The sequence below is a fragment of the Desulfovibrio sp. JC022 genome (genome assembly GCF_010470665.1).
Classification (GTDB): Bacteria; Desulfobacterota; Desulfovibrionia; order Desulfovibrionales; family Desulfovibrionaceae; genus Maridesulfovibrio.
In genome coordinates this window covers 308174-323446 of the sequence record NZ_VOPZ01000005.1, presented here as the reverse complement: position 1 = coordinate 323446, position 15273 = coordinate 308174, and the positions used below count along the sequence as shown (strand labels likewise).

The 15273-nt window shown below is 48.0% G+C and carries 8 protein-coding genes; 2 read left to right on the top strand and 6 right to left on the bottom strand.

The window, feature by feature from the left end; genetic code table 11:
* Window positions 1-100: 100 nt before the first annotated feature.
* The 5 genes from alr to FMS18_RS10290 all read right to left on the bottom strand — a co-directional run bounded on the left by alr (window position 101) and on the right by FMS18_RS10290 (window position 6282).
* On the bottom strand, window positions 101-1246 hold the full coding sequence (alr, locus tag FMS18_RS10310) for an alanine racemase (protein WP_163294168.1): 1146 nt from the start codon (window positions 1244-1246) through the stop codon (window positions 101-103).
* Window positions 1247-1391: 145 nt separating this feature from the next.
* The gene (locus tag FMS18_RS10305; RefSeq protein WP_163294166.1) at window positions 1392-2774 is read right to left on the bottom strand and encodes a sodium:alanine symporter family protein; all 1383 of its coding nucleotides are present in this window, start codon (window positions 2772-2774) and stop codon (window positions 1392-1394) included.
* A 25-nt stretch (window positions 2775-2799) separates the two neighbouring features.
* Complete coding sequence (locus FMS18_RS10300) at window positions 2800-2943, bottom strand: hypothetical protein (protein WP_163294164.1); 144 nt, start codon at window positions 2941-2943, stop codon at window positions 2800-2802.
* Window positions 2944-3017: 74 nt separating this feature from the next.
* The gene (gene ald / locus FMS18_RS10295; protein ID WP_163294162.1) at window positions 3018-4139 is read right to left on the bottom strand and encodes an alanine dehydrogenase; all 1122 of its coding nucleotides are present in this window, start codon (window positions 4137-4139) and stop codon (window positions 3018-3020) included.
* 520 nt (window positions 4140-4659) lie between these two features.
* Window positions 4660-6282: a sigma 54-interacting transcriptional regulator gene (locus FMS18_RS10290; RefSeq protein WP_163294160.1), complete on the bottom strand. Its 1623-nt coding sequence runs from the start codon at window positions 6280-6282 to the stop codon at window positions 4660-4662.
* Between the two features lie 442 nt (window positions 6283-6724).
* On the opposite strand from FMS18_RS10290, the gene FMS18_RS10285 reads away from it, so the two are divergent.
* Both FMS18_RS10285 and FMS18_RS10280 read left to right on the top strand, forming a co-directional pair.
* Window positions 6725-11668, top strand: a complete 4944-nt coding sequence (locus tag FMS18_RS10285) for a response regulator (protein ID WP_163294158.1) — start codon at window positions 6725-6727, stop codon at window positions 11666-11668.
* A gap of 5 nt (window positions 11669-11673) precedes the next feature.
* Window positions 11674-12585, top strand: coding sequence for a diguanylate cyclase (locus FMS18_RS10280; protein WP_163294156.1), 912 nt, complete (start codon window positions 11674-11676; stop codon window positions 12583-12585).
* A gap of 1 nt (window position 12586) precedes the next feature.
* On the opposite strand, the gene FMS18_RS10275 is transcribed toward FMS18_RS10280, so the two are convergent.
* On the bottom strand, window positions 12587-15262 hold the full coding sequence (locus FMS18_RS10275) for a PAS domain-containing protein (protein WP_163294154.1): 2676 nt from the start codon (window positions 15260-15262) through the stop codon (window positions 12587-12589).
* Window positions 15263-15273 lie beyond the last annotated feature (11 nt).

Below are 15273 nucleotides of genomic sequence, written 5' to 3'. Positions count from 1 at the left end.
GCAAAGCCTTTTGTTTCCGGCAGTGGTCGCCGGAAACAGTACGCATTTAAGCTTGAGGGAATGCGCTTTTGCGGGCTGCGGTCAGAAATTTATGAAAATTTTAAATATTCTTGTACACTCTGGGAACTCTGGCCATGAGGGTGGAAACAATCTCGTAATTAATGGTTCCCAGTTCGCAGGCCATTCTTTCTGCTGAAAGTTCCGCATTATCCTGCCGTCCTATGATGACCACTTCATCCCCGGCCTGCACTTCCTTGATTTTCCCAACATCTATGACGCTTTGATCCATGCAGACCCGGCCTACTATCTGGGCCTGTTTGCCGTGGACCAGCACTTTGCCGGCGGATGAGAGCTGTCTTCTGTATCCATCTGCGTAACCGAGGGGGATTGTGGCCAGCTTTGTAGCGGTGGGAGTCGTGTATGTATGGCCGTAGCTGATCCTGAATCCAGCAGGGACATCCTTGATTTGTGCGATGCGGGCTTTGATCTGCATAGCCGGCTTCAGGTCGGCATTGATCTGGTGCACTCCACTTGACGGGTAGAGGCCGTAAAGCATTATACCGGGGCGGACCATATCCAGGTATGATTCCGGGAGATCAATAATCGCCGCACTGTTGGCAGCATGTTTGATGGGGATGCGGATTCCCCTTTGTTCAATGTCCGCAAGGATGTTCTTGAATTGTCTCAATTGGCTGAGCGCGCTTGTTTTGTCCGCTTCGTCGCTGGCTGCGAAGTGGGTGAAAATTCCTTCTGTTTCCAGATGGGGGAGCTGGTGTATTACTGCCACTGATTCCGGCAGCATGCCGTTCATGGTCTCTTGAACAAGACCCAGACGGCCCATACCGGTATCAATTTTAATGTGTATTTTTATCTTTCCGCAGGTCCGGGCCTGTTCATTCAGCCGCAGTCCATAGTCAGTGGAAAATACGGTTTGGGTTATGTTGTGGTTGTGCAGTTCTTTTGCTGCTTCCGGGGGAGTGTAACCGAGGATCAGAATCGGTTTTTCAATGCCCTGATTGCGTATGCTGATCGCTTCATTAAGTCTTGCTACTGCAAAATAGTCAGCACCGGCATTGTTCAGGCATTCTGCTACCTTGTTCAGGCCGTGTCCGTATGCATCCGCTTTCACCACAGCCATTATTTTAGACTGCTTTTTTGTAAGGCGTTGCACTTCCTTGAAATTGTGTTTGATTGATTTCAGGTCTATTTCAGCCCAGACCGGGGCGAAGCTGGCGGGATTATTCATAGCTTACCTCACTGCTCCTGTAAGTCGGTCGTTTGTACAGACTCGAATTTGGAATTTAAGAGGCTGTTTAGCACCCTTCCGGGCGGTGGTATTCGCCCGGAAGAGGTGCTGTGTGGGGTCCGTATGTTCTTTTGCTTCTACGAAACTATTTTTCAGTTTCAGTAGCAGCGGAGGGTTCTGTTTTTGTGTCTTTTGCGAAGTACTTCTTGGTTTCAGCCACAACAACCGGGGTCAGCATGAGCAGACCGATCAGGTTGGGGATAGCCATGAGACCGTTGAAGGTATCGGAAAGGTTCCATACGAAGCTGAGCTTGGCGATGGCTCCGACACCTACGAAGCAGATGAATACGAGGCGGTAGGGCAGTACTGCTTTTACACCGAACAGGTATTCAATTGATTTTTCACCGTAGTAGCACCAGCCGAGGATGGTGGAGTAGGCGAAAAGGATAAGGCCGATGGTTACAACATGTTCGCCGCCGCTAAAGCCTGCTCCGAAACCGATGGTGGTCAGTTCCGCGCCGGTGGCGCCGCTGGACCAGGTTCCGGTGAGGATCAGCACGAGGCCGGTCATGGTACAGACGATGATGGTATCGATGAAGGTCTGAGTCATGGAAACCAGAGCCTGAGTTACAGGCTGCTTGGTCTGGGCTGCGGCTGCAGCAATAGGAGCACTACCGAGACCTGATTCGTTGGAGAATACACCGCGGGCAACACCCATGCGCACGGCCAGCATGATGGTGGAGCCTGCGAAACCGCCTACTGCGGCAGTGGGGTTGAAAGCCTGTTCTACAATGAATGCCAGTGCAGCAGGAACTTCAGCGATGTTAATGAGAATGATGTAAGATGCGCCTAACATGTAGAAAACGATCATAACAGGGACGAGCAGTCCGGTAACTTTACCGATCTTTTTGATACCGCCGAGAATAACGGCAGCGGTCAGAACTGTCAGCAGTCCGCCGGTAATGTAGGGGGAAACGCCGTAAGTTGCTTCAACAGCGTCAGCAACGGAGTTGGACTGGACCATGTTGCCGATACCGAAAGCGGCGATGGATGCGAAGATTGCGAAGAGGGTTCCCAGCCAAGGCATGTTGAGGCCCTTGGATATGTAGTACATGGGACCACCGCTCATTTCGCCGTTTTCATCGACAACGCGGTATTTGACTGCCAGAACCGCTTCCGCGTATTTGGTGGCCATACCCACGAGGCCGGTCATCCACATCCAGAACAGTGCTCCGGGACCACCCACGGCGATGGCGGTTGCCACACCTGCGATGTTACCGGTACCTACTGTTGCGGAAAGGGCGGTCATCAGGGCCTGAAAGTGGGTGATGTCGCCGGGTTCATCAGTGTCTTCTTTACGTTTGATTAGGGCAAGGTAGAGGGCGTACCACAGTTTTCTGAACTGCAATCCGCGAAGAGAAAAAGTCAGCCAGATTCCGGTTCCTACAAGCAGGACCAGCATGGGCGGTCCCCAAGCAAAGGCCCCGATTTTTCCTACGATTCCGTCCAGTAAAGTCATAAGTTCCATATCATCCCCTTGTAAGTTTTACAGGTTACTCCCAGACTGCCGAGAAAGCTCCATCTGTGGTGTAAAGATCGCCGGCGAGCAGGCCGCAATCTTTTTCCTGTGGGGTGTCCTGAAAAACACTGAAGCTGGCGTAGATGCAGCTACGCCCCGCTTCAGTGATTTCAAGCAATTATCTCTAACTCCTTCTCAACAGTCTTCCTGATGTTACTTAATGATCTGAATTGTCAGCAGATTCTGTGATTTTTAGTTGTCGTAAAGAACGGATTCAACGGGGGTGAACTCAAGGTCGAATGCCTCGGCAACGCCCTTGTAAGTAACCTTGCCGCCGACCATGTTCAGACCGGTCTTAATGGCGTTGCTGTCCTGAGCTGCCTGTTTCCAGCCTTTGTTGGCGATCTGGAGTGCGTAGGGCAGGGTGGCGTTGGTCAGGGCCATGGTGGAAGTCATGGGCACTGCACCGGGCATGTTGGCAACGCAGTAGTGGATAACGCCTTCAACATCGTAAACGGGATCACCGTGGGTGGTGGGCTTGGAAGTTTCAAAGCAACCGCCCTGGTCAATGGCAACGTCAACGATTACAGATCCGTCTTTCATGGTTTTGAGCATCTCGCGGGTAACCAGTTTGGGTGCTTTAGCACCGGCAACCAGAACAGCACCGACAACAACGTCAGCTTCCTGAACCAGTTCACGCAGAAGTGCGGGGCTGCTCATCATGGGGAAGCAGTTCTTGGGCATGATTTCAGAGAGGTAGCGCAGTCTTTCGAGGTTCATGTCGAGAATAGTTACTTTGGCGCCTAGACCGCAGGCCATCTGTGCTGCGTTGGTACCAACCACGCCGCCGCCGATAACAACAACGTTTGCGGGAGTAACACCGGTTACGCCGCCCATGAGCATACCGCGTCCACCGTAGTAGCGTTCGAGGTATTTAGCACCTTCCTGAACGGACATACGTCCGGCTACTTCAGACATGGGGGTGAGCAGGGGCAGGTCGCCTTTATCGCCTTCAACGGTTTCGTAGGCGATGGCAATAGATTTGTTTTTAACGAATGCGCGGGTCAGGGGCTCATCAGGAGCAAAGTGGAAATAGGTGAAAACGATCTGGCCTTCACGGACCATGTCGTACTCAGAAGCCTGCGGTTCTTTAACGTGCATGACCATTTCGCATTCAGCGTAAATTTCAGCAGGGGTGTCAATGACCTTGGCACCGGCTGCAATATAATCTTCATCGCTGAAACCGCTGCCTACACCGGCGGCTTTTTCAACCCACAGTTCGTGACCGTTTGCGATCATGACTTCAACACCTGCGGGTGTCATGGAAACTCTGTTTTCTTCTGATTTGATTTCTTTCAAGATACCAACTTTCATTTCCAACTCTCCTGATTTATTTGTTTATGCCCCGCAATCACGACGAGGCTGCTGTTGAAAAACAAAGAGTCTGAACTCTTGGTTGTTTTTCCCTATCGCAATCCGCATGCCAAAAAATGCATGGAGAGTTGGATTGATGATTGAATCAAAGTTAAAAATCCATGAAAACGGAACTTTAAGAGAAAAAACTAAATATTGTGCCAATATTCACAAAATAACCTGCTTTTAAAGTTGAATATTTAGAACTGAGTATTGGTATGGTTTGTTACCGATTTTTTGTAGTGTTTGGTGTAACATCTTTAAATAGCGTAGTTTTTGGTTGATGGTAATAAAGGTTTCCATCGGTGGTGTTTTTTTTGAAATCAGGATTGATCAGTTTAAACTAAAGGGAAAATAAGTGGTAACTAAAGATACCAAAGAGAAAGTCCTCGCACTCATTAGCAAGAGTTGCAGGGACGCAATTAGTATTCTTTAGTCGGTCATTGATGTTAGACAGACCGGTCAGTTTGTTTGGACCGAATTAGTTGAGCGGTGCTCCAGACTCCCATGGAAGGACCTTGCTTTCATTGCGCAGTTGATGCTTTTCAATTTTTTTGAGCAGAGCTGTGTGTGAGATGCTTAGCTTTTTTGCGGCCTTACGTATGCTTGGGGTAGAATTTAAGGCCTCAAGAAGGATTCTCATTTCATATTTGCCGACCATTTCTTTAAGAGAAGATCCTGTGCTTACAGTGGCGGGAATTGCCTTGCACGGTTGTCCGCAATTGGATTGTTTGGAATTAAGGTGGATGGAGTCCGCAGAAATTTCATTGGAGTTGCTGAAGATGGAAGCGCGTTCAATTACGTTTTGTAGTTCGCGTACATTGCCCGGCCAGCTGTAGCTGAGCAGCTTTTCAAGTCCGGAAGTGTCGATGGTCTGTTCTTTTTTTTCCAGTTTCCGGTTGAAGCGGTTGAGGAATTTTCCTGCCATGAGTGTTATGTCGAGCTCTCTTTCCCGCAATGGGGGGATCTGGATGGTCAGCACGTTGATGCGATAAAATAGGTCTTCGCGGAAGTCACCGGCGGCAACCATATCATTCAGGTTCTTGTTGGTGGCGGTAATAACTCTGGCATTGACAGGAATCTCCTCGACCCCGCCGATGCGGCGTACGCACCCTTCCTGCAATACTCGCAGGATTTTTGCCTGCGGTCCGGGGGGCATGTCACCGATCTCGTCAAGGAAGATGGTTCCGTTCTGGGCGGCTTCGAAAAGGCCGGGTTTGCCTTTCTTTTTTGCTCCGGTAAAGGCTCCGTCAATATATCCGAAAAGTTCGCTTTCTATGAGCTGTTCCGGCAGGGCCGCACAGTTGATGGGAATGAAGGGACCGGGTCTGCCGCTTTCAAAATGGATAGCCCGTGCGAAAAGCTCCTTGCCTGTGCCGCTTTCTCCGGTGATGGAGACAATGGTATCCAGTTCGGCGATGCGTTTGGCAAAAGTTATCAGGTTCTTGATGGCCGGGCTTTCACCGATAAAGTCATCGAATTTAAAATCAATGGGGGTCATCACCGCATCAACCATGGCTTTTACTTCCTGCAAATCTTTCATGAGCAGGACCGCGCCGACAAAGCCTCCCTGTGAATCATGGATAGGTTTTGCCGAGCCGTAAAAATCAACCCGCCCAGTGCTGGTAACTGCTGATTTCCGCCTGTTTACAGGAATACGTTTTTGCATGCATTCCATAAGCAGATTGTTTTTCGGCGTTATTTCACCGACATAGGTGTTGACCAGATTCTCGTAAGGCGTGTTCAGAATGCGGCAGGCCACGCTGTTGGCTGTGTTGATCATACCTTTGGAATTAACGGAAACAATGCCTTCACTCATGCCGTCAAAAAGGGTGCGGAACCATTTCTCCCTTTTTTCCTGCGGAAGTCGTTTGAGTTCCGTCTGGCTGTCAATGGCGGGCAGGGTTGAAAACAGAGCCAGCATTTCTTCAGTATCAAGAGAATGTCCTCCTTCAATTTCAACTGAAATCTGGGCAAAGCCTTCTTTTTGTTCAACTTCCATGCTGATTATGTTCAGCTTGTGCGCCATCATGAGTCTGGTGATGTCGAAGACAATCCCGATGCGGTCCTTAAACAGAAGTTTATACTTTTTGTTTTCAACCATATGACTTCCCTGCTTGGCTGGGGTTGGGGCCGTAAATTGACGGCAGTTATCTTGTTGTAATTTAGTACAAATATTATACCAATAGGGCCGGGGATCTAGAAGAAGTCTGTTTTGGTATTCATACGTAAAGCCTTGTAAAAATAGGTTGTTGCGGCATATTCCTCTGCGGTATGCCGGACCTTTTTATGTGACCGTATCTGTTTGTACGTGGAAAGAAAAGAGATTGTTGGTAACTTTTTGAACCATAATATTCTAAGTCTTTTTAATGATGAGTTATGTTTGTGTTATTTTTTGTTTCCAGTGATGTGTTATGTTTCCATTTCTCCTTTAGAGTCTTTAATGTCTCTCTTTGTAAGAAAATAAGACCTTCCTTGTCCATTGGTCCCAGTGGTGCTACTTTCCCAATATATTGCAAACCGTTTCGTACGAGGGGATAGTGAAATTGAGTCTTCATATTCCGGGCAGAGAAGTGTTCAGCCGTTTATCTTTTTTTGGCGTCCTTTTTTTTATTTTCATACTTGTTCATCCTGCACATTGCGCTAATCCCGAGGATGTGAGTCTTGAGTCCGGTGGTTCGGATTCCTTTCTGCTGAGCTTAAAGCTTACCCCGGAGGAAAAGGCTTTTATCCGCAGCGAAGTACCGCTTCGCATAAGCGAAGTTGATTGGGAGCCATTATCCATAATAGACGAGGACGGGCAATTCAAAGGGATTATCGCCGATTACATGAGTATGATCTCTGATATTTCCGGTTTGAAGTTTGAGTTTGTTCACAGCTCTTCGTGGGCTGATGTGCTTCAGAGATATACCAAAAGGGAATTGGATATTATTCCAGCCTTGAGCCGTGAGGAAATGGTCGGTAGGAAGGTCCTTTTTACAGATGTTTATGTTTCATTTCCTTTGGTCATAGTTACCCGGGATAATTACAACACGGTCCGTGAGCTTTCGCAGTTGAATGGCAGAAGGGTGGCTGCCGGACAATCATATACCAGCTATCATTATATAGAGGATAATTTTCCGGAAATTGAACTGGTTGGCACTTCCGATGTGGAGGACGGTCTGTTGCTTCTGACCAAAGGGCAGGTTGACGCCTTTGTGGGCCACCTTGCAGTGGTGGTTGATAATATGAACAGGCTGGGAATGGAGAATCTTAAAATTGCCGGCACAACCAAGTATAATTTTGAGCACCGCATTGGTGTATCCTCGGATTATCCGCAAGCCCTTTCAATTATAAATAAGGCCCTTGCTGCCATCAGTGAAGATTCCCATCGTGAAATCCGCAAAAAATGGATTGATGTGCGTTATGAGCAAAACGTTGATTATAGTGAAATTTTATTGCTTTTCGCATTTCTGGTTCTTGTGCTTGCCACCATCATCTTCTGGAACCGCAAGTTGTTCCGGCTCAATGAATCCCTGAACAAAGAAGTTGCCCAGCGTCGCCGCATGGAAAAGGCACATAGTATTCTTTACGAGATAGCACTGTCTGTAAGCCGGGTCTCGGGTATTGATGAGTTTTATTCCATTGTGCAGGGTCAGGTTAACAAGCTGATGTCTGCCCGGAATTTTTATATTGCTGCCTATGACCGGGAAACTGAGATGATAAGTTTTCCATATTTTTCTGATGAAAAAGATTCTGTTCCGGCTCCCCGGAAGATAGGAGTAGGGTTGACAGACTATGTTGTCAGGACCGGGGCCCCCCTGTTCGGCGATTTCGCAACCCGTATGCAACTTCGCGGGGAGGGCGAGTATGGTCTTATCGGACCGGAATGTAGCATCTGGCTTGGAGTTCCTTTGAAGCTTCAGGGGAATGTCGTCGGGGTTATGGCTGTCCAGAGTTACAGCGATAATGAACCCCTTGATGAAAGAGATTTTGAAGTCTTGTTGTTTCTTTCCACTTATGTGGGCTTTGCCCTCGAACGCCTTTATCTTACGGAGCAGAGGCGGGAGCAGAATGAGGCCCTGAAGGAAAGGGAAATCAAGTACCGGGCAATTTTTGATAATGCCAGTGATGCGATTCTGCTGATGGATTTGAACTATAATTTTATAAGTGCCAATCCTGAAGCAGTGTCCATGTTCCGTTGCGGGTCCGAGAAAGAATTGCTTTCCCATCGACCGGAGACTCTTATTTCCCCAAATCAGGTTGCAGGGGTTCCGTCCGATGTGATGCTCAATGAATGGGTCAGGGCTACCGTAGATGCGGGAGGGCTGGATTTTGATGTTGTCTGCCGCCGCTTGGACGGGGAAGAGTTTTCTGCCAGCGTCCGTGCCCGCAAGATGATTATTAGCGGGACGCCCCTGCTTCAGGCTACTTTGAGCGATGTGACTGATAAGCGTCGCTCCAAGGAAGAAATCGAGCGGTCGGTTTCGCTTTTAACCGCAACCATTGAATCCTCTGCGGACGGGATTCTTGCTGTGGACGGTTACGGGCAGGTTGTAGCCTGGAATACCCGTTTTGCAACCATGTGGAATATTTCAGAACATGTACTCCGGTCCGGGGTGGTCTCGGACGTGTTCGGATATATTGCGGATCAGATGAGGGAAGATAGTGCCGTTGTCGGGTTGTGGGATTATTCTCTTGAATCCGAGTCCGATCAGATTGAGGAGCTTATCCTTAAGGACGGCAGGATCATTGAGAAATATTCAAATCCCCAGCGTGTCGGATCTGATGTGGTCGGCAGGGTCTGGAGTTTTCGTGATGTGACCCGCAAACGGTTGAGTGAAAAGGAATTGCAGGATTCCTATCAACGATTGAATGATATTATTGAATTTTTGCCTGACCCGACCATTGTTATTGATAGTAACGGGATTGTGCTGGCCTGGAATAAGGCCGTTGAAGAGGTTAGCGGGGTCAGCAAGGAAGATATGATCGGCAGGGGCGATTACGAGTATGCCCTGCCGTTTTATGGTGAACGCAGGCCTATTCTTATTGATTTCGCGCTCAGGGATGACCTCAAACCGTTGACTGACAGGTATGAGTCTTTGGAGCGGCATTCAGGCATGCTTTACGGGGAAGTTTATACTCCTCGGGTTTTTGGCGGGCAGGGGGCGTATTTTTGGGGTGTTGCCGGGCCGTTGCGTGATCATTCCGGGAAGATTGTCGGTGCTGTTGAGTGTATGCGTAATGTGACAGAGCGCAGGCGGGTGGAAAAGGAACTTAACCGTGCAAGGCTTGCCGCAGAGGCCGCTACCCGCGCTAAGTCAGAATTTCTTGCCAACATGAGTCATGAGATCCGAACTCCCATGAACAGTATTATCGGCTTCGGGCATTTGATGCAGAGTGCCGACCTTGCCCCGGCGCATCGCGGGTATCTGGATAAAATGATGTCCTCGGCTGATTCCCTGCTCTCCATTATCGGCGACATACTCGACTTTTCAAAGATTGAGGCCGGTAAATTCGTATTGGAGAATGTTGAATTCAAGCTGGATCGTGTGCTTGAAAAAATTTGCAACATGGTTGAGGTCAAGGCGGAACACAAAGGTATTGATTTTGTTGTTTCCATTGCCCCGGAAGTCCCTTTTACTTTACGCGGTGACCCGTTGCGTCTTGAGCAAGTGCTGACAAATCTAGTGAATAATGCGGTTAAGTTTACCGATAAGGGAGAGGTGAACCTGATTGTTTCCTGTGAGGAAAATTGTACAGGTGAAGCCCGGATAAAATTTATTGTCCGGGATAGCGGTATCGGGTTGAGCAATGAAGAAATTTCTCTGCTGTTTAATTCTTTCACTCAGGCAGATGCATCCACCACCCGCAAATACGGTGGAACCGGCTTAGGGTTGGCTATTGCCCGGTCGCTTGTGGAATTGATGGGCGGAACGGTCAGTGTGGAGAGTCAGCCCGAAGTAGGCAGTTCTTTTTATTTTACCGTGCAGCTGACTGCTGTTGATAAAGACAGTGTCTTGGTCCTGCCTGCCGAAAAAGAGGGTTTGAAAGCCCTTGTTATTGAGAGCAACAGATTGGCCCGAGAGTTTATACGTACCACATTGGAGGGAGTCGGTTTTAAAGTTGCGGTGGATAGTTCTGCTGGCCGTGCCCTTGAAAGGCTTGCAAAGCATGCGGGCAGGGATGGGCTCGGCTTGATCCTTCTGTCCGGGAAGCTACTGGATATGCAGGTGCTCAAAGTGGTGGAAAGCATCAGGCTAATTCCGGAGTTGGGCGATGTGCCGGTTGTATTGATGACTCCTGTAGATATTGATGACTCCTTTCGTAGGGAGGCCGCCCTTATGGGGGTTGACGGTTTTGTGTCCCGGCCGGTCACCCGTATCTCCTTGCATGCGGCCTTGCTTGGGGAATTCAGCGAGGGCGAGCAGGAAGTCCTTCAGGTCGATGAAGGACGAGCAGAGTTTGAATTTGATTTAGGCGAAAACAGGTCCAAAATTTTACTTGTTGAAGATAATGAACTCAACCAGCAGGTGGCAAGCCGGATGCTTGAGGGTATGGGTTTTGCGGTGGATGTGGCCGGAAATGGCCGTAAGGCTCTGGATGCTTTGGCTGTAGAGTCATATAATTTGATAATTATGGATATTCAGATGCCGGAAATGGACGGTCTCACCGCTGCGAAGATTATTCGCTCGGATGAACGCTACAGGAACCTGCCTATTTTGGCTATGACTGCCCACGCCATGCCGGGGGACAGGGAAAAAAGCCTTGAAGCGGGCATGAATGAACATTTGACCAAACCTATTGATCCGGATGAATTGAAGAAGGCCTTGTTCAGATATCTCGATACTGAAGGAAAGATTTATGTGCCTGATTCCAGTGATAGGTCGGGAATGGAAGACGCTATGCATGACCTGCCCGGTATAGATTGCGCAAAGGGATTGCGCAGCATTGGAGGCAGGAAAGACAGTTATTTAAAAGTCTTGCAGGGATTCAGGGCGCGATATGCCGGTTTTGCCGGGGAATTGGAATTTGTCCTTGCCGAATCCGGGGTGGAGCAGGCTTTGCTGAATATTCATTCATTGAAAGGGGTTGCCGGGAATATCGGGGCTGTGCAGCTTTATGAACTCTGCCGTACTCTTGAATCTGATCTCCGTGATAAGGATAAAAATGATTACGAAGGTGCTTTTAAACTTTTTGTTGCTGAACTTGAGCTGGTTCTTTCCGGGTTGGAAGATATAAATATTGTTAGCAATCATGATTTGCGTGAGTCTGTTTATGATGAAGAAAAAAGTTTTAATCTGATTAACAAGCTGTATATAATGCTTAGTGAAGGCGATGCCGAGTCCGGTGATGTTCTGGATGAATTGCGTAGTCATTTTAATCTGGAGCGTTTTGAAGAGCAGCTTGCTGAACTCACAAGATATATAGAGAATTTTGATTTTGAAGACGGCCGGGCTATACTTGAGCGTATTGCGGATGAATTGAATATCACCTTGGATAAAGGGTAGGAGTAATGGAAGATAGAGCTAAAATTCTTATTGTTGATGATGAGCGTCTGAATCTCAATGTTCTTTCGGATCTGCTGCGGCAGGATTACAAAGTAGTGCTTGCCAAAAACGGCAATCAGGCTCTTGACCGGATTAATTCGGATAATCAGCCGGATTTGGTCCTTCTGGATGTGATTATGCCTGAACTGGATGGATACGAAGTGCTGCGCAAGATCAAGTCTTCCGATGAAACTAAAGGGATTCCGGTCATTTTTATCACTGCCCTTGATTCCGAACATGACGAGGCCAGAGGTCTTGAAATGGGGGCTGTTGATTATATCCGCAAGCCTTTTCATCCTCCTATAGTTAAGGCAAGGGTCAAGAATCACCTGACCATTGCAAGGCAGCGTAAGCTTCTGGAAGGGCTTGCCAATCTGGACGGTCTTACCGAGATGCCTAACCGCAGGAGTTTTGAACTTGCTTTGGAGCGGGAGTGGCGTCGTTGCAGCCGTTCCGGTGACAAAATGTCGCTGGCCATGCTCGATGTGGACTGTTTCAAGCAATACAACGACAATTACGGGCATACTGCCGGGGATGAGGTCTTGAAAAAGGTAGCTGATCTCCTGCAAGCAGAGGTTCAACGCCCTGCGGATGTTGCGGCCCGTTACGGCGGGGAGGAGTTTGTGCTCCTGCTGCCGGAAACTGATTCTGGCGGCGGCAGATATATTGCGGAAAAGATCAGGGTGTTGATTTCAGAACTGGGTATCAAACACGAACATTCTTCAGTTAGTAATGTGCTGACGGTCAGTCTCGGTGGGGTGACTGTGGTGCCGTCTTCTTTTTCAAAAGCGCAGGATTTGACGGTGGGAGCCGATTCCATGCTTTACGAAGCCAAGCGCAGAGGCAGAAATATGGTTCTTTGGACCGACCTGACCTGATTTATTCCCCTTCCGGGAACCATATTTCATATGAGGTTCCTTCACCTAGGGAACTTTTGCATTCAATTGTGCCGCTTAATGCTCTGGTTACAAGGTTGTATACCAGATGCATTCCCAGTCCGGTATTACCAGAACTTCTGGCTGTGGTGTAAAAAGGTTCAAATACTTTCAGTGTCTGTTCCGCACTCATGCCGATGCCGTTGTCGGCAAAGCTCAGCTTTACGCCTTTACCGCTACGCTCGGCGGTAATGGATATTTTGCCTGTTTCCGTGTCTGGAAAAGCATGAATCAGGGAGTTGGTTATAATATTGGTTATGACCTGCATGAGTGAACCAGGCGAGATATTGATTTCCATTCCTTTGGGGCAATTAACAGTAAGTTCGTGTTTATATTCTTTGAATTTAGGCTTTAAGGACAGCAGAATGCCTTGAATGTATTCGTGCAGGTTGACCTGCCTGACATCGTCTGATTCCTGATCTACTGCCAATTGCTTGAAGTTACTGATCAACGCTGCCGAGCGTTCCAGATTTTTCATGATGTTATCTAATGCTTCGCTGCCTGTATTCAGGAACTTTTCAAGGTCCGATCTTTTCATCGTGCCGGATTCGAAGCTGTGTTGCAGGGTTTCAGTCATTTCCTTAATGAAAGAAGCACTGGTTACGCTGATCCCAAGGGGAGTGTTGATTTCATGGGCGACCCCGGCAACCAGTTCCCCAAGGGAAGCCATTTTTTCCGTTTCGACCAGCTTGTCCTGAGTCTGGCGCAGTTCATCCATGGATTTCAGCAGGGCTGTGTTGGCATTCTCCAGTTCCGTGGTTCGCATTGCAACCCTTTCCACCAACTCTTTGTTCAGGGATTTGAGTTCCTGCTCAACTTCCTTGATACGGGATATATCCGAGGATATGGTCAGGATGGCAGGGGTGTTGTTTTCCGCAGAAATATAAGGCACCCGGGTTGTCTCAATCCAATGGGTGATTCGCTTTTCATCCCGGAAACTTTCTTCAGTGAGCAGCTTTTCGTTTCTTTCAATAACCATGCGGTCGTCTTCCAGAATGCGGGCTACTTCCACCGGGTCCAAAATGATCTCAGGCAGGAATTTTCCAGTAATATTTTCAGCAGGAACTCCCATTTTTTCAGCCTTGATGCTGTTGACCAATAAAAATTTTCCGTCAAGGTCGTTGGCAAAAATTTCTTGCGGCAGCAGGTCGATGATCTGGCGTAATCTTGATTCGCTTTCTTGCGCTTTTTTGGCTGCCTTCTTGCTCTCGGTGACATCCAGCCCCTGTAGGAGAATAAAATCAGCCTCACCAGTGGGGTCCATGCGGACCGGGGAAAAGGTCCAGATAAAATATTTTTCTTCTCTGCCGTTGGAACGGACCGGTAATTCCAGAACCGGGGTAAATTCACCTTGTACTGCTTGATGCAAAGCCTGACTAATTGTTTCATGAAAATCACTGGAGAAAAAAGCGTCCAGTGATTTGTTGCGGACTTGATTATTATTAAGTCCCGCAAGGTTAGCTGCTGCCGGGTTCATATCCAGAATAGTTCCGGATGTGTTGCAGTTTATGATCGGTGCTTTTGCAGATGAAAACAGCTTGGAAATGTAGGCACTGTTTTCATCCAGTTTTGAAACCATATTCTCCAGTAAGAGTCCTAATTGGTTGAACTCTCTGACCTGTCCGGCTGTAAAATTGGTGTCCCGGTCTCCCGAAGCAACGTTTTGAGCGTAGTTTGTTAGTAATTTAAGTGCTTTCAGAATCCTCTTTTGTAATCCCCAGGCAGTGAAAACGGCCAGAGCTGTTGCCAGTGAGAGAAGTATTCCCAAATTCAGCATGTAGTTTTTTTTCAAGGACTGGAAGGACGGGTTTTTTCTTGAAAAACTGAACAGCAGAGGGCTGTCCGCCTGTTGCGGGAGCAGTTGGATGGTGGAGTAGATTACTTCCTCATCAATTTTGAATTCCCCCGGCTTGATATCCAGAGTCCAGTCAATGAGTTTTTTCATTTCAGGCTTGGACGGATTGGAGGTGCTGATGATCAATCTGTGTCTGCTGATAAGAACTGCATCGATTGCAGTGGAGACTTTTTTAAGCCGGTCAATAAAAGATACATTGGAGTTCAGGTCGATTCCGCCGTACAGAACACCGGAAACTTCCCCGGTGTGTTCATTGAAAACCGGAACTGCGCAAACCAGCATGGTCCGGATGCTGTTCAGCGATCTGAAGGAAAGATAGCCCCATGCCGGGGAGGAACTCATGGTGTTTTTGAATTTGTTGCGTAACTGTACGATGGGCAATTCAATGACCCCGGCTTCAACCCAATTACGCCCGTCCCGGTATATGGTCAGGACATCCAGCAGATAGCCTTGTCGTGAGTTCATGAATTCGTATAGATTCTGGTCAAGAGTTTCACTGTCCCCGGTAATGATTGCACCCCTGAAGTCTGCATTAAGAGTCATTTCAATAAGGTCGTCTTTGATGTCTTCAAGGGTATTGTTCAAAGAAAGTGAAACAATGCTTTCAGTTTTTTCAATGTCAATGGAGAGTTCGTTTTCAAGGGTGGTTTTGGACAGGTAAAAAGACCATGAGAATATAAATATTCCCATGACAACTACCAGAGCCAGCATCGGTGTCAGTAGTTGTATTGTCAGTCCGGGTGCTTTTTTGAAAAAAAGCTTCATTGACGATTCCT

Coding starts and splice junctions, on each gene's coding strand:
- alr (WP_163294168.1), bottom strand. CDS start 1,246: ATGAATAATCCCGCCAGCTTCGCCCCGGTCTGGGCTGAAATAGACCTG.
- FMS18_RS10305 (WP_163294166.1), bottom strand. CDS start 2,774: ATGGAACTTATGACTTTACTGGACGGAATCGTAGGAAAAATCGGGGCC.
- ald (WP_163294162.1), bottom strand. CDS start 4,139: ATGAAAGTTGGTATCTTGAAAGAAATCAAATCAGAAGAAAACAGAGTT.
- FMS18_RS10290 (WP_163294160.1), bottom strand. CDS start 6,282: ATGGTTGAAAACAAAAAGTATAAACTTCTGTTTAAGGACCGCATCGGG.
- FMS18_RS10280 (WP_163294156.1), top strand. CDS start 11,674: ATGGAAGATAGAGCTAAAATTCTTATTGTTGATGATGAGCGTCTGAAT.
- FMS18_RS10275 (WP_163294154.1), bottom strand. CDS start 15,262: ATGAAGCTTTTTTTCAAAAAAGCACCCGGACTGACAATACAACTACTG.